This window comes from Paenibacillus alba, from assembly GCF_013204855.1.
Classification (GTDB): Bacteria; Bacillota; Bacilli; order Paenibacillales; family NBRC-103111; genus Paenibacillus_E; species Paenibacillus_E alba.
On the sequence record NZ_JABMKZ010000027.1, the window covers coordinates 36,913 to 60,457 of the forward strand.

Here is a 23,545-nt window from a genome sequence, read left to right on the forward strand (position 1 = left end):
GGTATTAGGAGACGAATGACGTCTAGAAATGAAATGATAGTTCAGCATCCTTCGCTTGTAGCTTTTTGGGACTTTCAAGAACCAGCGGGGAGTCTGCGAGTAGCCAAAGGCCCTTATCCTTATTCACTCGAAGAGATTTCGGGACCTATTACAAGAGTTAAGGACGGCGTCTTGGGAACCTACGCGGCAAAATTGGAATTTGGGCAATGGTTCAACCTGCCTAGGTACATGTGCCCGGCTCTTGATTTTCATGGACTGGAGGCAGAGCTGACCATTCTGGCATGGCTAAAACGTCAAGAAAGAAAAAATGGGCAGTGCGAAGCTATTGCTGGTATGTGGAATGAAACGGAAAAGAAGCGCCAATACGCCATGTTCATTAATCTGAGGATCTGGGAAAGCGGCGATCAGGTGGGAGGCCATGTCTCCGCGGAAGGTGGACCGACACCTGGACATCCGTGGTGTATGACAACAGCGATTGGAGCAACACCGTTAGTCAAGGAACAATGGTATGCGCTTGCATTCACTTACGATGGATCTTACTCTAAGGTATATGTAGACGGAGTACTGGACGAACGTGAAATCTATAACCCATATTTGTATGACAAAGGGTTGTTCGATGGGGGACTGACGGGTGCGGATTTCACCGTGGGTGCCGTGAACCGATCCGGTGAGATGGGAAATTTCTATGAAGGATTGCTGGGCGGACTTGCTGTATTCCATAAAGCATTAACAGACGAAGAAATTGGTATGTTATCCATAAAGAAATAAGGGTAAGAATTCGGGAGCAGAACCAACTGGGTAATAGCTCATCAGGTGCGGGAACCAGGAGACTCTTTGCCGAGATACGTTGAAACGGAAATTGCGTTTATATCGTTATAGCGAGTGAACCCAAAAATTTCGACAATGCCGATGGACATTGGTCGGAGCCAGTTATCAGACTGATGGCATCCCGTCTAGTGGTGGAAGGAAAACGGATCAAGGGTTAAAACAAGCAGCGTTTTATGACGATATCCTTTGAACTGTCTGACGTCGACATCGTCGAACGATTGAGGTACGACATGTATATTGAAGCTGATGAAGTGAAAAATGGATCAAGTAGACCTATTTGAGCGTATTTAGAATACTCAACTTCCTTGCGACTAACCCTCGAAAAGGTTTTCTTTTGGTCCGCCACTGTGTCGCTAACGACACAAATAACCGCTCAGAGAGTATGAGCGGCGGTAAATTCAATCGACCCTACCCCATTGCCTAGTGAATTACTATTTCACATTCCAACGAGCTTAACCTGCGAAAGCCCCGTATGAATGTAAGGGCATAGATCCGTCGAGCCATGGGATGGTGAACACCAAGGAGAAAGTGGAGTATGTGTGCAGGATAAAAATGAATGGAGAAAAGTTCCAAAGCGCTTCTTCTGTTCCCGCATAGTGAGATAAACCATTAAAACCGAGGGACGGGCAAATTAGCGTGGTGCCATCTTGCTGGGTTTGGCTACGGTTGAGAAATTGGATAGTAATGATTAGTTATAAGCATTAATTCCTGCCGATAGATTAGAGCAATATGTTACAGTATTTAAATAGTGAACTCAGTTCATGTTAAATGATAGCATATGTGAACGTGAGTGGAAGCCAACACTAACCTGAGCGAAGACCGTCGGGTCAAGGTGCTGGAAAGTGGGAAGTGATTTCTCCCGACTCCACTGACTGAGAGTCCCACTCAAAATTAACTTCTTTTTATTATATCACGACCTCTGCGGAAGGTAGTTAGTAAGCACTGGTTGACAAGAGGAGGCGTGCATGATCAGGAAACAAAAAATAGTAGTGATTGGTGCAGGGATTGTTGGTGCATCAATGGCATATAACTTATCAAAGCGGAATCAGGATGTTACTGTGATCGAATGCAATTTAACAGCAGCATGTGAAGTTACTGAAAAATCTTTCGCTTGGATTCATCCTTCAGGTCGAGTTTCAAAAAAATTTCGACATCTATACGATGCAACATTAGCCGAATATCATGCATTAGAAAAAGATCTGCCTGATTTAAAGATAAATTGGAACGGAGCACTGACATGGGGAGTTCCTGCAAATGTGGAGAAATCTCATATACAAAAACTGAATCGGAAACAAATCATAGAATTAGAACCTAATTTAAAGGAATATCCAGAAGAGGCTAGCTTTGCTTATGGAGAAGGCGCAGTAGATCCTGCATTAACAACAAAGCTTTTGTTAAAAAAAGCAGAAGAACATGGAGCGAATATACTTTACGATACAAAAGTTACGCAAATCAAAAAAGAGAGTTCTAAGGTTGTTGGTGTTTACACCTCAATTGGTTTTATAGAATCAGATATTATTGTATTAGCTACTGGTGCAGATTTACCTGAGCTCTGTAAACCATTAGGCTTCGATGTTCCTGTTGCTCCTTCGCCTTCCATCATAATTCGTATGAAATCAAAAGAAAAGTTAATTCATACTTTAATTTCTAATTCAAAATTTGAAGCAAGACAACTAACAAATGATATTATTATAGCTGCGGAAGATTATATAGATGAGTCTGAAGAAAACGGGCCAGAAACAATCGGAAAAAGAGCTTTTGATACCCTCCGCCACCATTTAAATGGAGGTGAGAATTTGGAGTTGGAAAGTATCAAGGTAGGATTGAGACCTATGCCAGAAGACGGTTACCCTATTGTTGGATTTCATGAACAGATAGGAGGTCTATATCTTTCAGTTATGCATTCAGCCATTACGCTAGCTCCTATTGTTAGCCGCTTGGCTGCAAATGAGATTATAGACGACGTGAAGATGAATGAATTGGAATGTTGCCGATTATCTAGATTCGTCGTCGAAGACATGACTTCTGTACCCCTGAAAAGCGACCTTGATAAATGAACTCTATTATTGTTTTTTTGTGGATTCGACAGCACATGCGGAAGCGGTTGCCGAGTTGTGGCGTAGAAAGAACGTTTCATATTTTGAAAACATCGCCTGAAAAACGAAAAAGGGCGGTGGTTTTTTTCTTTGAATTTAGTCGGAAATATAATGTTTGTAAGAAGTACTTCAAAACTTATTTGTAATTCAAGCTTTTTGCCCGAAAACACCAATTCAAAACTTTATTTGTATGTCACCCAACAGAAGAAAAAAAGCAGAATTTTTAGGAATTTTGAATGTCGACAAAACCTTTACCGAACACATCCTGCACATTATGGACCGTCATGAAAGCTTCTTGATCCGCGGATTTTACGATGTTCTTCAGCAGGGCAACCTCCTGTTTCTTGACTATAATATAGAGAATATTCATGGAAGTCTTCGTATAATAACCATGGCCGCTTAAGACCGTAACACCTCGATCCATAAGAGTGTTTACTTGTTGAGCTATTTGGTCTTGTTTTTTGGAAATAATCGTTATAGATTTCGTTGGGTTCAATCCCTCTATCACGAACTCCATCACTTTGGTAGCTACGAAAAGCATAATAATGGTGAACATCAGTCTTTCGGGGCCAATGATAAAGTAAGAGGACGCTGCTACAAGAACATCGCACAACAACAACGCAAAACTGATATTCCAGTCCCAGAACTTGTTCATCAACTTGGCTATAATAACAGTGCCAGCAGTCGTACCTCCTACCCTAACAATAAGTCCGATGCCAAATCCAATCATAGCCCCTCCGAAAATGGAACTCACAATTAAATCGTTTGAAGCAATATGCCAACCTTGGGTCAGATGAAGAAACAACGAATGGAGAGAAACGGCAACGATTGTATATATTACAGTCTTTCTTGTTAACAAACGGCATCCAATTGCCAACAGTAACAGATTAATAATCAAACTTGTCCAACCTGGAGACCATTCCATCAAATAATATAAAATGATAGTAATGCCAACCACCCCTCCCTCGCCCAACTCGTGAGGGATGACAAACACATTAATGCCCAACGCAAAAGCTAGTGCACCAACTGCTATAAATAACAAATCTATGAATGTTCTTTTCACTTCTATAGCCTTCTTTCTCGCTATGGTACTAAGCCATGACGCAAGCCTATCGTGTCATTTCATGCTATTGTTACATTTAAACACGGCCTTCATAACTTCTCAAGGAGTTATACTACCATGCTACCATGCTAACAATTTAACAGATTAAAGAGAGACTTCATTGAAGGTAGCTTTAGACGTACACAATCTCAAAAAGTTCGATAATTAGAAAATATAGTTTTAGACTGAAAAATAAACTTGTAGAATAGCATAATAGAGTATTAGACTGACTCTCTTCTCGGGAAATTCATTCAACTAGAGCTTTAAGAACTATTACATTAATGCAAAAGAACCCCGAAATTATGGTTTTCATAATTTCGGGGTTCTTTGTATTAGGAGGAGCTATAGATATATCGAGACTTTTCATCCAGTAGTGTCGGGCTCACTGGGGAAGCACCCTCTGTGACTTTCCTTTGGAAAGAGTTAAGGATGCCAGGGTAACGCCGCCAACGATGAATAAGGAACCAATCATTTGCTGCGAGGTAACGAGCTGGCCGAGTATTACATAGCCAACTATCATCGCGACAAACGGTTCTAGGTTCGAGAACATCGCTGCCTTCGCCGCGCCAACCTTTTGCAGTTGGCTGTTCCAAATGAGCGTAACTATTCCGTGCATTAGAATAGCGGTAATAATTAGCAAAGCCCATGCCCAAGCTTCATGACTGATGTTCCAGCCTGTCCCACCCGCCAGTACGACCGGCACCATCGTGCCGAACCCGACCAAGGTCGAATAAAGCGTGGTAATAATGGGGGGCAGCCTGCGAGCCAGCAGACGCACTAATACAATGGAGATGGCAAATGTAATCATCGTGATAAAAATCCAAAGGTGGCCTATATGAAATGCCAGTTTCCCGCCATTATTAACGACGAGAAATACACCCGAGATTGCCACAAGCGAGCCAGCTAGCATCGTTACCGTTAAAGCTTCTTTTAAAAATAAGGCTGCTAAAAGGGCAGTCGTAATAGGAGTTAGCGCTAGAATAAGCGCTGAGGTGGTCGGGTCGGCCGTTTGTAAGCCTTGATAAAAGGACCACTGGTTTATAAAAACGCCAATCAGGCCAAGTAAGATAAGCAGCTTCCACGCTTGTTTGCCAACGGCAACGAAGCGGTGTCGAACCCGTGTATAACCCAGTAAAAACAAGGAGATGAACAATAAGCGAGCCATGGCTAGAAACAAGGGGGAGAACTGTTTGGCAAGCATGTTGCCAAAGACAAAGTTGCTCCCCCAAACGGTAACGCAAAAAATTAATAATAAGTAGGAACGAAGCATAGAAATGGAGTCCTCTCAATGATTTCCCAGTTGTTTCTTAATAAACTTACTGCCCCAATGCACAATGACAAGTAGGCTTGACACCATCATACTAACCCAGACGGCGTCTAAGTTCCCTAACTTGTATCGGCTTGTATATCCCGCGATTAGTCCTATCAGTGCGCAGAGAGGAATGAAATTGTCCACTTTTCCTTTGCTAAAAACGATGAACAAGAGAGGGACAATGAGTGCCGCGTAAATAATGCCAAAGAAAAAGAGCAGCTCCAGAAGTGTAGGTGTGAAAAAAAAGGTAAGTGCAATCGACAGAACGCCGATTGCAATCGCAAGCATGTATCCCATACGCATCTTCTGTCTTTCATTGGCGTCAGGTTTCAAGAGGGGATACACGTTGCCCGCGATGAGACTGATCATGGAATGCAGCCCTGCGCCGAAGGCTGAGGTTACGGCACCGAATGAACAGAGGACGAACAACACCAGTAAGAAAATCGTGTCAATCTTGCGGATAAGATCAAATAAGAGTGAATAAATGTTATTAAAACTGCCTGTAAATATAACGACCATAATTAACGAAGAAAAAGCTAGTGGAACGGTTGCCCAGATGAGCCCGGATAGCAGGAAGGTGGGCACGATTTTTTTGCCTTCGAGCATGTATAGACGTTGCCACGTTGCTTGGTCGACGAAAATTTGCCCGAAGCCAATGAATAGGCCTGTACACATAAAAAACAATCCTTCGTGATTGTTTAGCACGAGTAAATAAGGATGATAGAGGCGGATTCCTTGATAAACGTTCTCAACCCCTTTTGCAATGAAAAAATAAAGGGGGATGAGGATGGCTGCGGCAAACATACATATGACTTGAACGAAGGCCAAACGCTGAATCAGGACAATTCCGCCAAAGCCGACATAGACGACGCAAAACAAGAAGAAACAAAGCATTCCAATTGAAATTGGGATGCCGAACAAAATATTGACAAGCACGCCTGCGGCCATTCCCTGCGTAAATAAGCCCTCTATACTGGTGATAAGCAGGATAGCAATCATCATCCAATAACCGACCCGGTGAAGCTTAAATTGAAAAAAATCCCCAATGGTCAAGCCGTCGCCGAACTCTTTACGCACCCTTTTCCCAAGCCAGCCAAAAGCCATCAGCGCGATGGCTCCCATCAACGCATAGCCAATTCCGCCAAAGATGCCATATTTGACCAACGCTTCGGGGGAGGCGAAGATGGTAATGCCTGTTACCCATCGGGCTAAGATTGATATTACTCCCAGGCCTATGCCAATCTTGGCTGCTCCCTGCGCATATTCACGAAATGATTGGTAAAGCAAGGTTTATTTCTCCTTATCGCGATATTCTTTAGGTGTTTGGCTTGTGCTTTTGCGGAAAATGGTGCAAAAGTAATGCTGGCTATTAAAGCCGCTTTTTTCTGATACGGTAGAAATACTCCAATCGGGATGAGAAAGGAGATACTTTTTGGAAATCTGAATGCGGTACTGCATCAAGTATTCGGAGAATGACACACCAACTTCGTCATGAAAGCGGCGGCTTAAATAGGTTGGATTAATGTGCACCTCAGCGGCAAGGTCGGCAAGCGCGAGCTTTTCTGCATATTTTTCATGGATGATGGTCAGCGCGTCATGAATAACATGGGAGTACTTGGACTGCGGCATCTTGTTGCGGTATTTGCTCAGAATATCATTCAGTTCGCTTTGGATGACCGGCTTCGTCATGTAATCGACCACACCAAGACGGATGGACTGTTTGGCATAATGGAAGTTTTGGTAGGCGGTGACGATTATGATCTCAATATCTTGATTATGTTGACGCAGCTCTTCGCCAAGTTCCAGTCCTGATTTGCCTGGTAAATTGATATCAAGAAAGGCAAGATGAATCTTTACCTTTTGGCTAATGGCGGTAGCTTGGCAGCTATCGGATGCTTTGTACAAGGTCCAAAAAGGAAAAAGCGGGTGTATCAGATATTCAAGCTGTTCCAGCTCAAGAGGCTCGTCATCCACGAGTAATACATTCATTAGGTCACCTCTTATAAGTTAGGTTCTATGATGAAAGGCCATTTGATTTGCACTTTCGTACCTGTCTCCGGGATTGATTGAATCTGTAAGCTAGCTCGATCGGCAAAGTAAAGATGCAGACGGCGTCTAATGTTGTCCAAGCCATGTCCGCTCTTCGCTTCCATGGCAGATTCCTCTTGCTCCATCGTGCCATTATCGAAGACAAGAAGGATTGCCGTCTCCTGCTCAAGGGAAAAACGGATATCAAGATTCACGGCTCCAACTTTCCGTTCCAACCCGTGTTTAAACGCATTCTCAACAATGGTCTGCAAAACAAAAGGCGGGATATAGGCTTCCTGGAGTTCTTCATCGCACGTTAGTGTAACTGTAAGGCGAGTACCGAAACGCAGCTTTTGAATCTCGATGTAGTACTCTGTGTAACGAATTTCCTCACGAAGAGGAATCACGGGTTCGGTGGTTTTGTACTTAAACTTAAGGAATTGGGAGAAGACCTCAAGGGCTCTGACCAATTCTTCCGTACGTTCCAAGCGCGCCAAGGTTAGAATCACGTTCAACGAATTGAATAAAAAATGGGGCTGAATTTGCTGATTCAATTGGTTGTAAAGCGATTGCTGCAGCTCTTTTTCCAACTCTATTTTCTTCGTTTTGTTTTCAAGGAGATCAATGCGTTTCTCAAAGACAAACAAAAATAATAAAGTAATAGCCCCAATAATTGGAGCTAAAATAAACAGCAAAATGAGTAAGGTAAAACCCTCAAAGCTAAGCATGAGATCCCTTCTGCATACGGTTTTAATAGTTGTTTTCTCTACCAGTTTAAATTATTCGTCATGATAAAGCGAATGAAGTCAATATTTACCTGAAGCAACCAAGTGGCAAGCTGCTTGATGTCCTTCACCGGTAAAGCGCAGCTCAGGCTCCTTTGATCTGCACGTTTCAACGACAAACGGGCAGCGCGTATGAAAGCGGCATCCCTGAGGCGGATTGATGGGAGAGGGAACATCGCCGGTCAACAGGATGCGCTCTTTCTTTTCCTTCTGATTGGGTACAGGAATGGCGGAAAGGAGAGCTTTGGTATAAGGGTGCTGCGGGTTATCGAAAAGCGATTTTTTGTCCGCAATTTCTACGATTTTACCTAGATACATAACCATCACCCGATCGGAGATGTGGCGTACCACGCCCAGATCATGGGAGATAAATAAATAAGTCAGCTTATATTGATGCTGGAGCTTCTTCAGCAGGTTCAGCACTTGTGCTTGGATGGACACATCCAGTGCCGAAACGGCTTCATCGCAGATGATAAGCTTCGGCTCCACAGCTAATGCGCGTGCGATGCCGATACGTTGGCGCTGACCGCCGCTGAATTCATGCGGGTATCGGTCGATATGGTCGGACCGTAACCCGACATTGTCAAGCAGTTCTTGAATACGTTCTGTCCGCTTTTCCTTCGGAATGACATCTTGAATGGTGAGTGCTTCGCCGAGAATTTGGCGGACGGTTTGCCTAGGATTCAGCGAGGCAAAAGGATCCTGGAAGATGACCTGCATGTCCTTGCGCAGCTTTCTGAGTTCACGCTTATTCAGGCCAAGTACATCCTTATCCTGATAGTGGATATCTCCTCCGGTCGGTTCATCCAGGCGCAATAGGGCTCGTCCTGTAGTCGATTTGCCACAGCCTGATTCACCTACAATGCTAAGCGTTTCTCCCTCATAAATGTAAAAGCTGATATCGTCCACAGCTTTTACATGGTTCACGGTTCGCCCTAAGATGCCGCCTTTGATCGGAAAGTATTGTTTCAAATGGTTGATTTCAACTAAAACCTTCTTATCCTTACCACGCTCCACAGGTATTGTCATTGGATTGAGCCCCCCGTTTTCATATGCGCATCAAGCTGTGCGTTCCACTCTGGTGTATACATCCAGCAGCGAACCTGAGTGCCATTTCCGACGTCGGTTAGCTCCGGTACAGTTGTTTGACAAAGTTCTCTTGCTTGCGGACAACGAGGAGCAAAACGGCATCCCACAGGCATGTTGTATGGACTTGGGACACTTCCTTGGATCGCTTGCAGTTCTTCTTGGTCTTGGTCCGCACGAGGAAGAGAGTTAAGTAATCCAACTGTGTAGGGATGTTTCGGATTGGCGAATAACTCGCCAGCCGCGGTATATTCCACGATCTTGCCGGCATACATCACGGCTACGCGATCGCATGTTTCAGAAACGACTCCCAGATCGTGAGTGATCATAATGATACTCATGCCCATTTGCTTCTGCAGGAGCTTCATCAGATCCAGGATTTGCGCTTGAATCGTTACATCAAGAGCGGTTGTCGGCTCGTCAGCAATAAGAATCTCCGGGCTGCAAGCCATCGCCATGGCAATCATCACCCGCTGCCGCATGCCGCCGCTAAGTTCATAAGGCTCTTGTTTGGCACGCTTCTCCGGGGAGGGAATACCGACCAGACGCAGCATGTCGACTGCTTTCTCCCAGGCTTCCTTTCTCCCGAGCTTTTGGTGATGGCGAAAAACTTCTGCGATTTGTTCCCCAACCGAGTACACGGGATTTAAAGAAGTCATGGGTTCTTGGAAAATCATTGAGATTTCGTTGCCGCGGATGGCACCCATTTCTTTATCCGTTTTTTTCAATAAGTCTTGTCCTTTGAAAAGGATTTCTCCGTTAACGATTCGCCCGGGGGGACTGGCGATCAGCCTGAGAATGGAAAGCGATGTAATACTTTTACCGCAGCCCGATTCGCCTACAAGTCCGAGCGTTTCCCCTTTATGGAGCGTAAAATCAATGCCGTCAACAGCTCTGCTGACGCCTTCATCGGTAAAGAAGTGTGTCTGAAGATTGCTTACTTCCAAAACCTTTTCTTGTTGTTTAAGCATCTCGTTCCCTCCTTTTAATCCAGCTCGATACGTTTGTTGAAGTTGCGATACAGGACGTCGACCGCAAGGTTAACCATGACGAAAATGATGGAGGCGATCAGTACACCACCCTGTACCATAGGCAAGTCACGCATGCGAATGGCATCTACAATTAGCCGTCCAAGTCCGTTAATGGCAAAGACAGATTCTACTAAGACCGTACCGCCGAGCAATACGCCGAACTGTAGTCCGACCACGGTAATGACAGGAATCAGTGCATTCTTGAGGGCATGTTTATAAATGATAACGCGTAATTTCAAGCCTTTCGCTTTGGCTGTTCGAATATAATCTTGGCGAATGACATCCAGCATCGTGGAGCGCGTCATCCTAGCGACAATGGCAGCACCTGAGGCTCCTAATGTGATGGCCGGGAGCACAACATGTTTCCATGTTCCCCAGCCCGCGACAGGAAAGAGGTGCATTTTCACGGAGAAAAAATAAATGAGCGAAAGCCCGAGACAGAAGCTGGGCAAGGATACACCGAGCAGAGCGATAATCATGATCGTGATATCAGATGCCGTATATTGCTTCGTAGCGGATATGATTCCGGCAAGCATCCCGAGAACAATGGTGATGAATATACTGGCCACAGCAAGCTCAATCGTGATCGGTAAGCGAATCATGATTTCGTTAAAAACAGGCAGATTGGAGCGAAGCGAGATCCCAAAGTCTCCTCGAACCACGTCGATGACGTACTGGAAATATTGCATAAACAATGGCTGATCTAAGCCCAGTTGATGACGAATGCGTTCAACCGTCTCAGCGGAAGCACCTTCTCCTGCGAGCAGAACGGCCGGATCGCCAGGCACAAGCTGCATAATCAAGAATACGACTAGAATGACGCCTAACAGTACCGGGATCATCTGAAGTAGCCGGCGAATGATGTATACGAACATGGATATCCCCCTTAGAGTTTTCTTTTAAGAAAACTGTCTTCGTAAGCACGAGCTTAGTGTTTCATTCTTGGATCCAATGCGTCTCTGAGCCCGTCCCCAAATACGTTAAATCCAATAACTAATGTAGAGATGGCAAGCCCCGGAAATAAGGCCAGATAAGGTACTGTGAATAAAAAGTCGCGTCCGTTGCTCAGCATAGCACCCCACTCAGGCAAAGGAGGTTGAGCGCCAAGTCCCAAGAAGGACAACCCTGCGGCAGAGAGGATAGCCGTTGCGAGCCTTAGAGTGGCTTGAACGATAATCGGGGACAGGATGTTCGGGAAAATGTGTACGAATATAATCCGCAGATCGCTGGCTCCCAAAGAGCGGATCGCGTCGATGTATTCCAACTTTTTCACCGATAAGGTCGAACCGCGGACGATCCGGGCGAACATCGGGATGGAAAATACGCCAATGGCAATCATCACGTTGATTAAACTGGGACCTAAGGCGCTTACGATGGCGAGTGCGAGCAATATGCCCGGAAAAGCAAGCAAAACATCAATCACACGCATAATGATCGTATCCACCCATTTTCCGTAATAGCCGGCAAACAACCCGAGAACGATTCCGAAGAAAGCTCCGATAAACACGGCCACAAATCCTACAGAGAGAGAAAGGCGTGTCCCGATGATCAACCGGCTTAACACGTCGCGACCCTTATCGTCCGTCCCCATCCAATGTTCGGCTGAGGGAGGCTTTAGTTTGTTCGCTAATTCAATATGATAGGGATCGTAGGGCGCCAGAAGCGGAGCAAAGATGGCGACAAGGAAGTAGAAAAGAATAACGTACCCACCCAGCATCGCTAATTTGTTTCTTCGCAGCTTTAAATAAAATGTTCTCCACTTGCCTGGACGAGCCGAGAGAACCTGTTTTGGTAGCGCTTGCTTTTGTTCAGCATAATCAACATTCATCTAGCAAACCTCCTTTGTTAAATTAAAGTTATCAGAAATAAGGACGAAGTAAATAAGCTTTGGACAACTCGTAAAGATACCTTAAATAGAAGTAAAGATTGTGAAAATAAAACACAGAATATTCTTTATAATTGAGGGAGTACGAGCAATACACACCGAATTTTTGGAAAAGGAAGGAAGGGTGAGTAATTCGTGAATTCATCTTATTGGTTAACCAAAGTTCGTCTGGAGAACGGCTATTTGTATGATAATGGCGTGATCACCGGGACAGAGACTGAAATCTGCCATCTGCGTATAGAGGGCGGTTTCATCAGTGAAATCGTTTCTGCTGATAAACCGTTAGAAACGGATCTTCCGAAGCAAGACGGAAAGAACCTGCTATTGCTGCCATCATTTATTGAGAAACATGTTCATTTGGATAAGACGTTGATGGGAGAAACGTGGCGCGCAGTCATTCCCGTAGCCAATATCGTGGAACGCTGCGAATTGGAGAAACGGATACTCCCTACACTGCCGACTTCGACCAAGGAGAGAGCAGAAAACTTGCTGGCTACGCTATTAAGTGCAGGTTCGACGGAAGTGCGGACACATGTGGATATTTATCCGGACGCAGGGCTGCATAACTTGGAAGCTGTGCAGATGGCGTTAGACCAGTATGAGGGGAAACTCTCTTACGAAATTGTAGCTTTCCCACAGCATGGATTGCTGCGATCCAAGTCCAAGGAGCTGGTTAGAGCAGCGCTTCGTGAAGGCGCTACATTGATCGGCGGCGTCGATCCCGCAACGGTAGACGGGGATATTGAAGCCTCTTTACAGCAAATGATGGAGCTGGCCGTTGAGGCTAATGCGGGCGTCGATTTACATCTGCATGATCCGGATTATTTGGGTACTTTTACAATGAGGCGTTTGGCAGCGCTTACGATGGAAGCGGGCTTGCAAGGAAGAGTGGCGATCAGCCACGCGTTCGCTTTAGGCGAAGTGCCTGCCGGTGAGGCGGCAGAGTTGTCCGCCATTTTAGCCGAGGCAGGCATTACGATCATTACAAGCGCGCCCCACAGCAGAACGCTGCCGCCGGTTCCGCTTTTGCATGAGAAAGGCGTGGCTGTCGCTGCGGGCTGCGATAATATCTTCGATACTTGGCAGCCTTTCGGCAACGGGGACATCTTGGAACGAGCAGGCCGTTTAGCGGAACGCTTCCGCTGGATTGACGAGTATTCCTTGTCACAATCGCTTGGTTTCATTACGGGAGGAAAGACAACGCTGGATAGAGATGGCAACCGGGCATGGCCGAAGGTTGGAGATGAAGCGAGCATGGTACTTGTGGATGCTAGCTCTACGGCAGAGGCGGTAGCGAGAAGAGCCAGACGCAACGCTGTCTTCTATCGGGGGACATTGGTGGCAGGAGGACTTCAGCTATGATCGATTTATTGCTTGTCCATGGAGTCGTGATTACCATGGATCAAGAACGACGCATTCTTGAGAACGGAGCTGTCGCGATCCACGAGGGGAGAATTCTCGAAGTTGCCGACACCGAGCAATTGCTGGCGAAGTATGAGGCGAAGAAAACGATGGATTGCAGCCATCACTGTATATTGCCCGGTCTGATTGACGTCCATGGTCATGGCGGTCACTCCATGTTCAAGACGATCGCTATGGACAACATCAGTTTCTGGATGCCGATCATGACGCATACGTACAAGCACTTTGTAACGGATGAGTTTTGGTATTACGAAGGTAAGCTGAACGCGCTGGAACGCTTAAAGGCAGGGATCACGACAGGCGCCTGTGTGCTTGGCTCCATGCCTCGTTCCGATGATCCAATCTTTGCCCTGAATCATGCCAAAGCTTACTCCGAAGTTGGCATACGCGAAATTGTCTGCACGGGTCCTTGCAATCCGCCATGGCCGCATTCGTTCAGCCGCTGGGTGGATGGGAAGCGGGTAACCAGAGAAGTGACTTACGAAGAGGTGCTGAAGGGTGCTGAGTCGGTGATTGAAGCGCTCCATCATGCGCATGACGACCATATTCGTGCTTTTATCACGCCATTTGTTATCGTAACTTCCGTAAATCCTTCCGCCCCGACTCCGCCGGACCAATTGTACGGCTTAACTGATCATGATCGTTATCAAGCGAAAAAGATTCGCGAGATCGCCCGGAAATACAAGACGCGGATTCACTCGGATGCTTTCGGAGGCATGATTCATCTGGCGATTCAAGATAAAGAAAACGCTTTGCTGGGGCCCGATGTGCATTTGCAGCATTGCCGTGGCATCTCGTTTGACGAAGCGCGAATTTTGGCTGAAACAGGCACCAATGTTAGCTCTGCCCCAGGGTTCGGACAAGTCAATGCACGGACGCCAATAACGGAACTGATGGAGATGGGCGCAACTGTGGCGATTTCCACGGATGGTACCTCCCCGGCAGCCAGTTTTGATATGTTTCAAGCGATGCGCAAGACGCAGATGATCCATCAGGCGGCACTCAAGGATTACTACTATTTGCCGGCTGGCAAGCTGCTGGAGATGGTCACGATTGATGCGGCGCGCTGTGTAGGTTGGGATGATGAACTAGGCTCGTTGGAAGCAGGCAAGAAAGCGGATGTGATTACGGTTAACATGCGCCAGCCGCATTTGACACCTGAATATATGTATGTGCACCGGTTGGTCCATCAAGCGGTAGCGAGCGACGTAGACAACGTTATCGTGAATGGGAAAATCGTGATGGAAGACCGCAAAGTGCTCACAGTTGACGAGTTTACGGCGCTTGATGAAGCGAATGAAGAAGCGAAGCGAACGATTGAACGCGCAGGGCTGCAGAAGTATATGGAACCGACCAAATATTTCTGGGGTCACGCTAGGGCTTATGTGGATGAGAAACGTTTTGATCCTGAGTTGCTGTAAGAGATTGCAAATTTGGCAGGGAGAAAGGGTGTAACCAACATGAGTATGATTTCGACTTATTGGCTAACTAACGTCTGTTTGGAGAGCGGCTATTGCTATGAAAATGGAAGAATCACAGGAACGGAAACGGAGATCTGCCATCTCCTCATTGAGGATGGGAAGATTACACAAATCGTTTCGGCAGACACGACTTTAGACAGCGATCTGCCTAAGCAAGATGCGAAGAACCTGCTTCTCCTTCCCGCGTTCCGCGATATGCATATTCACATCGATAAAACGTATTACGGAGGGCCATGGAAAGCTTGCTCACCTCCGGTGAATATTTTCACTCGCTTAAAGGAAGAAGAGACGCTGCTTACGCAGCTGCTGCCGACAGCCAGGGAGCGGGCGGAAGCGATGCTTGGGCTGTTGCAGAAGAACGGCACGACCTATGTCCGAAGCCATTGCAACATTGATCCCTATATCGGCTTGAAAAATCTTGAAGCCACTCTGCAAGCTTTCGAAACATATTCAGGCAAGCTGTCTGGCGAAATCGTAGCCTTCCCGCAGCACGGGCTGCTGCGCAGCAACGTTGTGGAAATGGCGCGTGAGGCGCTCCGAATGGGAGCGACATCCATGGGTGGCGTAGATCCGGCCTCGGTTGATCAGAACATCGAGAAATCGTTGAACACGATTATGGAGCTAGCTGTAGAGGCTGACGCAGACGTTGACGTCCACATTCACGACCCTGGTCATTTAGGCATATTCACCTTCAAAAGGCTTGCCGCACTAACCGAGGAAGCGGGTTGGCAGGGGCGCGTAACCGTCAGTCACGCACTAGGTCTTGCTGACGTTCCGGTCGAGCTGCAAAGCGAAGTGGCTGAGCTGTTTGCGCAGCTCGGTATCGCGATCACCTCCACCGTGCCGATTAACCGAGCGACGATACCGATTCCGCTTCTGAAGCAGAAAGGCGTCTCCGTGTCGCTGGGCGACGATAGCATCACCGATCACTGGTCCCCATTCGGCCAAGGTGACAGCTTGGAAAGAGTCGGCCGTCTGGCGGAGCGATTCCGCTGGAGTGACGAGCGCTCGCTTGCGGAGGCTCTCGGCTTTATTACAGGTGGCAAGCTTCCGCTTTCCGCGGAGGGTGCCCGCGTCTGGCCGGCAGTTGGCGATGAAGCAAGCGCGGTGCTCGTTCATGCCGGTTGTTCGGCGGAAGCGGTAGCGCGAAGAGCCGAGCGTCAAGCGGTGCTGTATCGCGGGAATATTGTTTCCGGTTCGTTGTAGTGAGGTAGGCATAGTTTTCTCCCATTCGGGAGGGGCTATGCCTTTTTTTAATATATAAGAGTTTATATGTTTTGGAGTGAGCGCAGAGTTACTCCAGCCGCCTTGTGCGAACAGAGAGAACTCCAGTCCGCTATTCTAGCCAAAAGTATCCATATCGCGGGGGTGAGGGAACTCCAGTCCGCTATTTTGCTGTTTCAAGGCAAATTCAGCGTTTTTCGTGGAAATAAGACCTTGTAGTTCCGCTAATGCCATAGCATCCCCGCCATTTGCCTATATAGCGTCCTACAGTTCCCTTAACAGGTTTTGTCGCTACTAAGAGGCTGATCTCTCAGGAATACGAAGTCGTTTATCCGCATTTATTCAACGAAAGTAGTAAAGATTATATAAAATCAAGTAAAGATTGTGAAAATAAAAAATCTGAAAATTATTTATTATCTAAATATGAAGAAAATTCATTCAAAAAGGGGACCTTGTATGAACCGGAAAATTGTTAGCGCTTTCTTAATTTTAACTTTAGCACTGGCTGGTTGTACTTCCGCTAAAGAAGCGAGTGACGGCAACAAAGAAACAACCCCGACAGCACAGAAGAACACCGGCACGCTAATCGTTGCGCGATTGAGCGATGCGAACAACCTTGATCCGCATTTCAGCACACAGATCAACTCCATGGCCGTGATTCAGCATAAGATTTATGAAGGTCTCGTTCAACTGGATAAGAACAGTGAGTACAAGCCTTTACTTGCCACCGAGTGGAAACAATTAAATGATCTTACATGGGAATTTAAACTCCGCAAAGGCGCGGCGTTCCATGACGGAACGCCATTCAACGCAGAAGCGGTTCGCAAAACAATTGCCCGCGTATTGGATAAGAAGGAACCTACGCCAAAAGCGAATCTTTTTTCGATGATCAAAGAAGTCAAAGCGGTGGATGAATATACGGTTCAGTTCCTTCTTGAGTACCCGTTTGCACCGCTTCTTTCTATTTTGGCAAGTGCGGAAGGCAGTATACTGAGTCCTAAAGCCATTGAACAGTATGGAAAAGAATTAACGAAACACCCTACAGGCACAGGGCCGTTCCGATTCGAATCGTGGACTCCCGGTCAAGAAATTGTCCTGGTGAAAAATGAAAGCTATTGGGGAGATCAACCAAAGTTTAATAAAGTCATTTTTAAAACAGTTCCCGAGGATACGACTCGCGTTGCCATGATTGAAACCGGAGAAGCCCAAGTTGCCGAGCAGTTGCCGGTTACCGAAATCGAACGCGTCAACTCTTCCTCAACGATGAGTCTTGGCCGATTCGATGCCTTTGCCGTGGATCATATCGGCTTCAATACGAGTAAAAAGCCGTTTGACGATGCCCGTGTACGTCAGGCCGTTGCTTACGCCATAGATAAAGAAGCGATCATTAAAGGTGTATATAACAACGTCGGAAAAGTAGCGAATTCGAGTCTTGGGCCAAAAGTGATCGGTTACAGTACAAATATAAAAGGGTTTGCCTATGATTTGAACAAAGCGAAGCAATTGCTCGCAGAAGCCGGTTATCCGAACGGATTAAAGGCTACCGTATATTTGAACGATAATAAAGCTCGAATTAATGTGGCGGAAGTTGTTCAATCGCAGTTAAAAGGGATTGGCATCGATCTCCAAGTGAAAGTCATGGAATTTGGAGCTTACATCGACGCAGCATCCAAAGCTCAGACGGAAATGTTCATTAGTGGTTGGGGGAATGCGACAGGCGATGCGGATTATAATCAGTACAATTTGTTCCACAGCAGCTCTCATGGTGTTCCCGGAAACCACTCCTTCTATACCAACAAAGAAGTAGATGCGTTGATCGAAAGTGGACGTAAAGAAGCGGACCCCGAAAAACGCAAACAAATTTATGAAAAAGCGCAGGCCATCGAAATCAATGATGTAGCGTTGCTGCCTTATCGCAGCTCGGAGAATTTGGCTGCCATCGCCAAAAATGTGCAAGGTGTATGGATTAGCCCTTCAGGGTACATTGAAATTAATGATGTGACAATGAAATAATGGATGGTTAGCATAACGAAAGTAGTAAAGATATTGTAAATAAACGTAAAGAATGTGCAAGGCACTTTGGCTAATATTCTCTATAATGCTTATAAGCAAATAAACAGCCTCATCAACATGATCGAAACAGGAGGGTTTACTATGAAAAGAAATCTTATTCTTGGCGGTTTTCTCGCAATGTCTCTTGTCGGTATGACAGTGTTAGCCGGATGCTCCTCTTCACCAAATTCAACGGCAGATAACGGGAAAGCTTCGGAAGCTTCAAAAGCAGGCGGTACACTGACCATCGCAAGGAAGGCGGATGCGAATAACCTGGATCCCCAGTTTATAACTAACATTCCTTCAGCCAATTATATCTTTGGCAAGGTTTACGAAGGTCTGCTCATGACGGATAAGAACATGGAGTACAAGCCTGCTCTAGCGACAGAGTGGAAACAGGTAGATGACTTAACTTGGGAGTTCAAGCTGCGCCAAGGTGTGACTTTCCACGATGGAACGCCGTTCACGGCCGAAGCCGTCAAGAAGACCATGGAGCGTGCTCTGGATCCAAAAGTAAATTCGCCAAGAGCAAGCAATTTCTCCATGGTAAAAGAAGTGAAGGCTGTTGATGACTATACGGTACAATTCATTCTGTCCTATCCGTATGCCCCTATTTTGTCCATTCTTGCCAGCAATGAAGGCAGTATCCTTAGCCCGAAAGCTATTGCGGAACAGGCTGACAAGCTGTCGAAAAATCCAATTGGAACAGGTCCATTCAAATTCCAGTCCTGGACGCCAGGGCAAGAGATGATCCTTGTCAAAAATGATAGCTACTGGGGAGAGATTCCGAAAGTAGATAAGGTTGTTTACAAAGTAGTACCTGAGGATACTACGCGGGTCGCCATGGTGGAATCGGGAGAAGTTCAGATTAGCGATCAACTGCCAGTAACGGAATTAGACCGCGTGAAGAATTCAACGTCTATGACACTGGCTCGCACCGAAGGGCTTGGGGTAGAATACATTGGGTTTAATGTGAAGAAAAAACCGTTTGATGATGTGCGCGTTCGTCAGGCATTCTCCTATGCCATTGAAAAGGACTCCATTATCAAAGGTGTCTATAACGGCGTGGGCAGCAAAGCCATATCAGCTCTTTCCCCTAAGATGATAGGCTTTAATCCTAAATTGGGCGAGTATGATTACAACATCAATAAGGCGAAGGAACTGCTTGCCGAGGCTGGCTTCCCAAATGGATTTAAAACATCGATTGTTACAGATGACAGAAAAGAACGCATCAATCTGGCGGAAGTCATTCAATCTCAGTTGAAAGGAATTGGCATCGACCTCGAGATTAAAGTGATGGAGTACGGCGCGTATCTGGATGTAACTGGAAAAGGTGAGCACAGCATGTTTATCGGCGGTTGGGGGAACGCGACCGGCGATGCGGATTATAATCAGTATAATGTGTTTCACAGCTCCTCCCACGGAAGCAAAGGTAATCTTGCTTTCTATACCAATCCGGAAGTGGATAAGCTAATTGAAGAAGGCCGTCGTGAAAAAGATGTGGAAAAACGTAAAGCGATTTACGCTAAAGCGCAAGAAATCGAGATGAAAGATAGTCCGCTGATTCCGATCCGCACGATTGATCACGTTGCAGCAACAGCTAAAAATGTAAAAGGATTTGCGTTAAATCCGGTAGGATATCTCATGCTAAACGATGTTACCGTAAAGTAAAAGCGGAGAGACTTTGAGCTACGCTCAAAGATCCCTATATTAGGTGGGTAAAATGGAAATACAAAATCGACGATTCTACGGCAGCTTAAGCACATTTCAATGGTTTATTTTCCTGCTGGCCAATTCTGTCGCACTACCTATCGTGATCGGTGGCATTTTTCACTTGTCGATGGAGGAAGTATCGGCGTTGATGCAGAGAACATTTTTGATAGTTGGCTTGAGTTCTTTCATCCAAGGATGGTTGGGGCATCGGTATCCGATTGCGGATGGCCCCGCAGGTTCATGGGTCAGTGTGTTTGTGATTTTAGCTGACGTAGCTGTCAGACAGGGCCAAAGCCTGAAGGAAACGCTGCAAATTTTGGAGGGTGGATTCATTATTGCAGGCCTGCTGCTCCTCATTCTTGGCTTGAGCGGGTATTTCCATCGTTTGCTATTCCTGTTCACCCCCTTGGTTACTGGCTCCTTTCTTTTGATATTAGCCCTTCAACTTAGCGGTGTTTTCATGAAAGGAATGATGGCTTTACACGGGGAAGCGTCCCTACCGGATTACGGAACTGCAGCTCTTTCGTTTGGTGTCTTTATTCTTGTCATCCTTCTATCTGTCAAAGGCAAAGGATGGATCAAAAATTATGCGGTTTTGATTGGGATCTTATCTGGGTGGTTACTGTACACTTTGTTGGGTAAAAGCTCAGGTGTGCTCAGCGCGAACGGATCTTGGGTTAAGCTGCCGGAAATTTTTGCTTGGGGAATTCCGCAATTTAATGCCGGTATTGTGATCACAGCGATTCTGTTTACTTTTATTTTAGTCTCCAATACGATTGCTGCGGTTTCGGCAGTCAGTCAAGTCGTGCCGGAAACTCCGAGGAATTTGAAAGAAACGCTGAATCGCGGCGGAATAGCAGGCGGAATTTCTCATATGCTATGTGCTTTGTTTTCAACGATCGGTGTCGTTCCGTTACCGATCTCCGCGGGTTTTATTCGACTAACCGAACAGACACGAGTTCGTCCATTCCTTGTGGCTTGTCTGGCTTTATCAGGTATTTCATTAGTTCCGGCTATCGTTAACTTTTTGGCGCTGCTTCCAGGACCAATCGCTACAGCTGCATTACTGGCATCCTTTGTCCAAATGATTGGAATCGCTTTTCAGTCTATTTTGAGGGATACACTGGATCAACGCCGACTGACTATTTTGGGTATCACGCTGCTGATTAGTATTGGACTTATGTTTCTACCCACGACAATATTCCAAGGGCTTCCATCTATTTTGCAATATGTATTCAGCAATGGACTGCTTGTAGGCACGATGATCGTGATCTTGCTTGAACAACTATGGAAAACCGAAGAATGAGGGAGTAAATTGCACTTACCGCCGAGCTCGGTATGAAAGTGATGGTTGACAAATAAGTTTTGAAGTGACAAACAAAGTCCTGAAGTGACAAATTAAGCATTGTAAATAAATAGGCGCTCACTCTTCTATTGGGTGAACGTCTATTTAATTTCTTGTATGGAGGAAGTTCATAGTCGTATGGAAGCAAGTCAGTCAACCCGGGGCCGATATTGTATTTGAAATATCCAAGCCCCACTTACTTAATATCTTATAAGAAATTCTTGAAATTACAGAAATTTATCCGATAGGGGGATGCTATTATACAAATAGAAATAAAGACGAGGTGATGATATGCAAGCGAAATTGGCAGAGGACGCCATTCCCTTCCCCCACAAGCGGAATTCATGGATAAGAACGATACAAAAGCATAAAGTGATGTATGCTCTTTTATTCCCGGCATTAGTTTACTTTGCTGTATTCAAATACATTCCTATGGCGGGAATCATTATTGCTTTTAAAAATTATAATCTGGCTTTGGGGTTATGGGATAGCCCATGGGTGGGATTGAGAAACTTTAAAGATTTTATTAACGGCGTTTATTTCTGGGACATTATGAGAAATACGATTATCATATCGCTGTATAAGTTGTTGTTCGGTTTCTCCGCTCCCATCGTACTCGCTTTACTGCTTAATGAAGTATATACCCAATGGTTTAAGAAAATCGTGCAAACTATCACTTATTTGCCCCATTTTCTGTCATGGGTCATTGTTTATGGACTGATGGTGGCCTTATTAGCCCCAGGAGATGGCCTCTTTAATATGATTTTGAAGGAAAATGGTGCTCAGCCGATCTCCTTTCTAACGGAACCTGCCTGGGGCAGACTGCTGATTATCTTATCTGAAATATGGAAGGATATTGGATGGGGAGCGATATTGTACCTTGCCGCATTAGCAGGAATCGATCCAAGCTTATATGAAGCGGCTCGAATTGATGGCGCTTCCAAATGGAGACAGCTCTGGCATGTCACCTTACCCGGCATTCGAGGGGTCATTATTCTGATGCTGATTCTTAAATTAAGCCATATTCTGGACGCTGGCTTTGACCAAATATTCATGTTTGCCAACAGCTTTAACCAGGAGAAGATTGATATTATCGACACATGGGTTTACCGTGAAGGGTTGGAGCGTCTTAAGATTGGCTTGGCTACTGCTGTAGGATTGTTTAAAGCTGTCATCGGATTTATTTTGGTTTTGGCTGCAAATAAGCTCGCCAAAAAATTCGATGGGCAAATTTGGTGAGGTGGTTTTCGTATGATTAATTTGACAATCGGGGAAAAAGTATGGCAAGCAGCCGTGTACATTATTCTTATTGTGCTATCCTTACTTTGTTTGCTTCCCTTTCTATATGTAGTTGCTGTTTCCGTGACGCCAGAATCGGAAGTGTTAAGAAGAGGAATTGTTATTATTCCAGAATCCTTTACTTTTGCAGCCTATAAAGAAGTATTCGTTTCTCATGGTATCGGGCAGGCGTATAAAATTACGTTGTTTCGAACGATTGTAGGCACTGCGCTTAATGTGCTTTTTACGATCATAGCAGCCTATCCATTATCCAAGAAATATTTACCGGGGCGCAAACCATTTTTACTATTCATTGTGTTTACCATGATGTTTAGCGGAGGGTTAATTCCGTCGTATTTGTTAATTCGCTCTCTGGGATTGCTAGACAGTCCGTGGGTATTGATTATACCGCAGCTCATTAGTGCATTTAATCTAGTAATCATTAAAGGCTTCTTCGAGCAATTGCCTGCTGAAATCGAGGAATCGGCGAGGGTTGACGGCGCCAGTGAACTTCAGTCGCTATGGCGAATCATTTTACCTCTGTCCTTGCCCGTTCTTGCCACCGTTTCCTTATTTTACGCAGTAGGGCATTGGAACAGTTATTTCGATGCGATTGTCTACTTGAATGATTCGAACCTAATGCCGCTTCAAGTCGTCCTGCGCAACATTCTGCTTAACGTCGCAACACAAAGCGCTGATTCGATTGCCAATTCCGGGACGGTCAGCAAGTTCGCTGTGCAAATGGCGGCTGTTGTCGTGACGACGGTTCCGATTTTGATCGTTTATCCTTTTATGCAGAAGCATTTTACGAAGGGGGTGCTCATGGGATCGATTAAAGGTTAAGGTTAAAGGCAATTCCTACCTAGGTTGTTACGGG

Annotated in this window: 19 protein-coding genes; 10 read left to right on the plus strand and 9 right to left on the minus strand. The window is 45.7% G+C overall.

Translation table 11 applies throughout. The features are described 5' to 3' along the window. Window positions 1–15: 15 nt before the first annotated feature. Window positions 16–768 (plus strand): LamG domain-containing protein, encoded by a 753-nt coding sequence (locus HQN90_RS26450; protein WP_173224289.1) that lies wholly within the window; start codon window positions 16–18, stop codon window positions 766–768. Between the two features lie 1,025 nt (window positions 769–1,793). After that, on the plus strand, window positions 1,794–2,885 hold the full coding sequence (locus HQN90_RS26455; RefSeq protein ID WP_173224291.1) for an NAD(P)/FAD-dependent oxidoreductase: 1,092 nt from the start codon (window positions 1,794–1,796) through the stop codon (window positions 2,883–2,885). Window positions 2,886–3,147: 262 nt separating this feature from the next. On the opposite strand, the gene HQN90_RS26460 is transcribed toward HQN90_RS26455, so the two are convergent. The 9 genes from HQN90_RS26460 to nikC all read right to left on the minus strand — a co-directional run bounded on the left by HQN90_RS26460 (window position 3,148) and on the right by nikC (window position 12,096). Continuing rightward, window positions 3,148–3,987: a YitT family protein gene (locus HQN90_RS26460; RefSeq protein ID WP_173224293.1), complete on the minus strand. Its 840-nt coding sequence runs from the start codon at window positions 3,985–3,987 to the stop codon at window positions 3,148–3,150. A 421-nt stretch (window positions 3,988–4,408) separates the two neighbouring features. Continuing rightward, window positions 4,409–5,296: a DMT family transporter gene (locus HQN90_RS26465; RefSeq protein WP_173224295.1), complete on the minus strand. Its 888-nt coding sequence runs from the start codon at window positions 5,294–5,296 to the stop codon at window positions 4,409–4,411. A gap of 15 nt (window positions 5,297–5,311) precedes the next feature. Next, the gene (locus tag HQN90_RS26470; RefSeq protein ID WP_173224297.1) at window positions 5,312–6,625 is read right to left on the minus strand and encodes a sodium:solute symporter family transporter; all 1,314 of its coding nucleotides are present in this window, start codon (window positions 6,623–6,625) and stop codon (window positions 5,312–5,314) included. Between the two features lie 3 nt (window positions 6,626–6,628). After that, on the minus strand, window positions 6,629–7,327 hold the full coding sequence (locus HQN90_RS26475) for a response regulator transcription factor (protein ID WP_173224299.1): 699 nt from the start codon (window positions 7,325–7,327) through the stop codon (window positions 6,629–6,631). Between the two features lie 11 nt (window positions 7,328–7,338). Beyond that, window positions 7,339–8,094: a sensor histidine kinase gene (locus tag HQN90_RS26480; protein ID WP_079414512.1), complete on the minus strand. Its 756-nt coding sequence runs from the start codon at window positions 8,092–8,094 to the stop codon at window positions 7,339–7,341. Window positions 8,095–8,172: 78 nt separating this feature from the next. Further along, entirely contained in the window at window positions 8,173–9,180 is a 1,008-nt protein-coding gene (locus HQN90_RS26485) for an ABC transporter ATP-binding protein (RefSeq protein ID WP_173224301.1), read from the minus strand. Continuing rightward, on the minus strand, window positions 9,177–10,208 hold the full coding sequence (locus tag HQN90_RS26490; protein ID WP_173224303.1) for an ABC transporter ATP-binding protein: 1,032 nt from the start codon (window positions 10,206–10,208) through the stop codon (window positions 9,177–9,179). The genes HQN90_RS26485 and HQN90_RS26490 overlap by 4 nt, the downstream gene beginning before the upstream one ends. A 14-nt stretch (window positions 10,209–10,222) precedes the next feature. After that, on the minus strand, window positions 10,223–11,143 hold the full coding sequence (locus HQN90_RS26495; protein ID WP_079414510.1) for an ABC transporter permease: 921 nt from the start codon (window positions 11,141–11,143) through the stop codon (window positions 10,223–10,225). Between the two features lie 53 nt (window positions 11,144–11,196). Further along, complete coding sequence (gene nikC / locus HQN90_RS26500; RefSeq protein WP_079414509.1) at window positions 11,197–12,096, minus strand: nickel transporter permease; 900 nt, start codon at window positions 12,094–12,096, stop codon at window positions 11,197–11,199. 192 nt (window positions 12,097–12,288) lie between these two features. Here nikC and HQN90_RS26505 point away from each other — a divergent pair, with 192 nt between their 5' ends. The 8 genes from HQN90_RS26505 (at window position 12,289) to HQN90_RS26540 (ending at window position 23,511) form a co-directional block, all read left to right on the plus strand. Further along, window positions 12,289–13,515 (plus strand): amidohydrolase, encoded by a 1,227-nt coding sequence (locus HQN90_RS26505; RefSeq protein ID WP_173224305.1) that lies wholly within the window; start codon window positions 12,289–12,291, stop codon window positions 13,513–13,515. Continuing rightward, window positions 13,512–14,996 carry an amidohydrolase family protein gene (locus HQN90_RS26510; protein WP_173224307.1) on the plus strand — a complete coding sequence of 495 codons (1,485 nt, stop codon included), beginning with the start codon at window positions 13,512–13,514 and terminating at the stop codon, window positions 14,994–14,996. The genes HQN90_RS26505 and HQN90_RS26510 overlap by 4 nt, the downstream gene beginning before the upstream one ends. Window positions 14,997–15,044: 48 nt before the next feature. Continuing rightward, on the plus strand, window positions 15,045–16,262 hold the full coding sequence (locus tag HQN90_RS26515; RefSeq protein WP_173224394.1) for an amidohydrolase: 1,218 nt from the start codon (window positions 15,045–15,047) through the stop codon (window positions 16,260–16,262). A gap of 474 nt (window positions 16,263–16,736) precedes the next feature. Beyond that, window positions 16,737–18,293, plus strand: a complete 1,557-nt coding sequence (locus tag HQN90_RS26520) for a glutathione ABC transporter substrate-binding protein (protein ID WP_173224309.1) — start codon at window positions 16,737–16,739, stop codon at window positions 18,291–18,293. Between the two features lie 141 nt (window positions 18,294–18,434). Continuing rightward, window positions 18,435–20,003, plus strand: a complete 1,569-nt coding sequence (locus HQN90_RS26525) for a glutathione ABC transporter substrate-binding protein (RefSeq protein WP_173224312.1) — start codon at window positions 18,435–18,437, stop codon at window positions 20,001–20,003. Window positions 20,004–20,055: 52 nt separating this feature from the next. After that, a complete protein-coding gene (locus HQN90_RS26530; RefSeq protein WP_173224314.1) occupies window positions 20,056–21,351 on the plus strand; it encodes a purine/pyrimidine permease in 1,296 nt (431 codons plus the stop codon). 330 nt (window positions 21,352–21,681) lie between these two features. After that, window positions 21,682–22,629 carry an ABC transporter permease gene (locus HQN90_RS26535; RefSeq protein ID WP_173224316.1) on the plus strand — a complete coding sequence of 316 codons (948 nt, stop codon included), beginning with the start codon at window positions 21,682–21,684 and terminating at the stop codon, window positions 22,627–22,629. Window positions 22,630–22,641: 12 nt separating this feature from the next. Then, window positions 22,642–23,511, plus strand: a complete 870-nt coding sequence (locus HQN90_RS26540) for a carbohydrate ABC transporter permease (RefSeq protein ID WP_173224318.1) — start codon at window positions 22,642–22,644, stop codon at window positions 23,509–23,511. Window positions 23,512–23,545: the final 34 nt, after the last annotated feature.

What these genes read in the sequence shown, in the direction of transcription:
- HQN90_RS26485 (WP_173224301.1), bottom strand. Translation starts at nt 9,180, where the DNA reads ATGACAATACCTGTGGAGCGTGGTAAGGATAAGAAGGTTTTAGTTGAA.
- HQN90_RS26525 (WP_173224312.1), top strand. Translation starts at nt 18,435, where the DNA reads ATGAAAAGAAATCTTATTCTTGGCGGTTTTCTCGCAATGTCTCTTGTC.
- HQN90_RS26490 (WP_173224303.1), bottom strand. Translation starts at nt 10,208, where the DNA reads ATGCTTAAACAACAAGAAAAGGTTTTGGAAGTAAGCAATCTTCAGACA.
- HQN90_RS26475 (WP_173224299.1), bottom strand. Translation starts at nt 7,327, where the DNA reads ATGAATGTATTACTCGTGGATGACGAGCCTCTTGAGCTGGAACAGCTT.
- nikC (WP_079414509.1), bottom strand. Translation starts at nt 12,096, where the DNA reads ATGAATGTTGATTATGCTGAACAAAAGCAAGCGCTACCAAAACAGGTT.
- HQN90_RS26535 (WP_173224316.1), top strand. Translation starts at nt 21,682, where the DNA reads ATGCAAGCGAAATTGGCAGAGGACGCCATTCCCTTCCCCCACAAGCGG.
- HQN90_RS26495 (WP_079414510.1), bottom strand. Translation starts at nt 11,143, where the DNA reads ATGTTCGTATACATCATTCGCCGGCTACTTCAGATGATCCCGGTACTG.
- HQN90_RS26540 (WP_173224318.1), top strand. Translation starts at nt 22,642, where the DNA reads ATGATTAATTTGACAATCGGGGAAAAAGTATGGCAAGCAGCCGTGTAC.
- HQN90_RS26510 (WP_173224307.1), top strand. Translation starts at nt 13,512, where the DNA reads ATGATCGATTTATTGCTTGTCCATGGAGTCGTGATTACCATGGATCAA.
- HQN90_RS26450 (WP_173224289.1), top strand. Translation starts at nt 16, where the DNA reads ATGACGTCTAGAAATGAAATGATAGTTCAGCATCCTTCGCTTGTAGCT.
- HQN90_RS26465 (WP_173224295.1), bottom strand. Translation starts at nt 5,296, where the DNA reads ATGCTTCGTTCCTACTTATTATTAATTTTTTGCGTTACCGTTTGGGGG.
- HQN90_RS26455 (WP_173224291.1), top strand. Translation starts at nt 1,794, where the DNA reads ATGATCAGGAAACAAAAAATAGTAGTGATTGGTGCAGGGATTGTTGGT.
- HQN90_RS26520 (WP_173224309.1), top strand. Translation starts at nt 16,737, where the DNA reads ATGAACCGGAAAATTGTTAGCGCTTTCTTAATTTTAACTTTAGCACTG.
- HQN90_RS26480 (WP_079414512.1), bottom strand. Translation starts at nt 8,094, where the DNA reads ATGCTTAGCTTTGAGGGTTTTACCTTACTCATTTTGCTGTTTATTTTA.
- HQN90_RS26530 (WP_173224314.1), top strand. Translation starts at nt 20,056, where the DNA reads ATGGAAATACAAAATCGACGATTCTACGGCAGCTTAAGCACATTTCAA.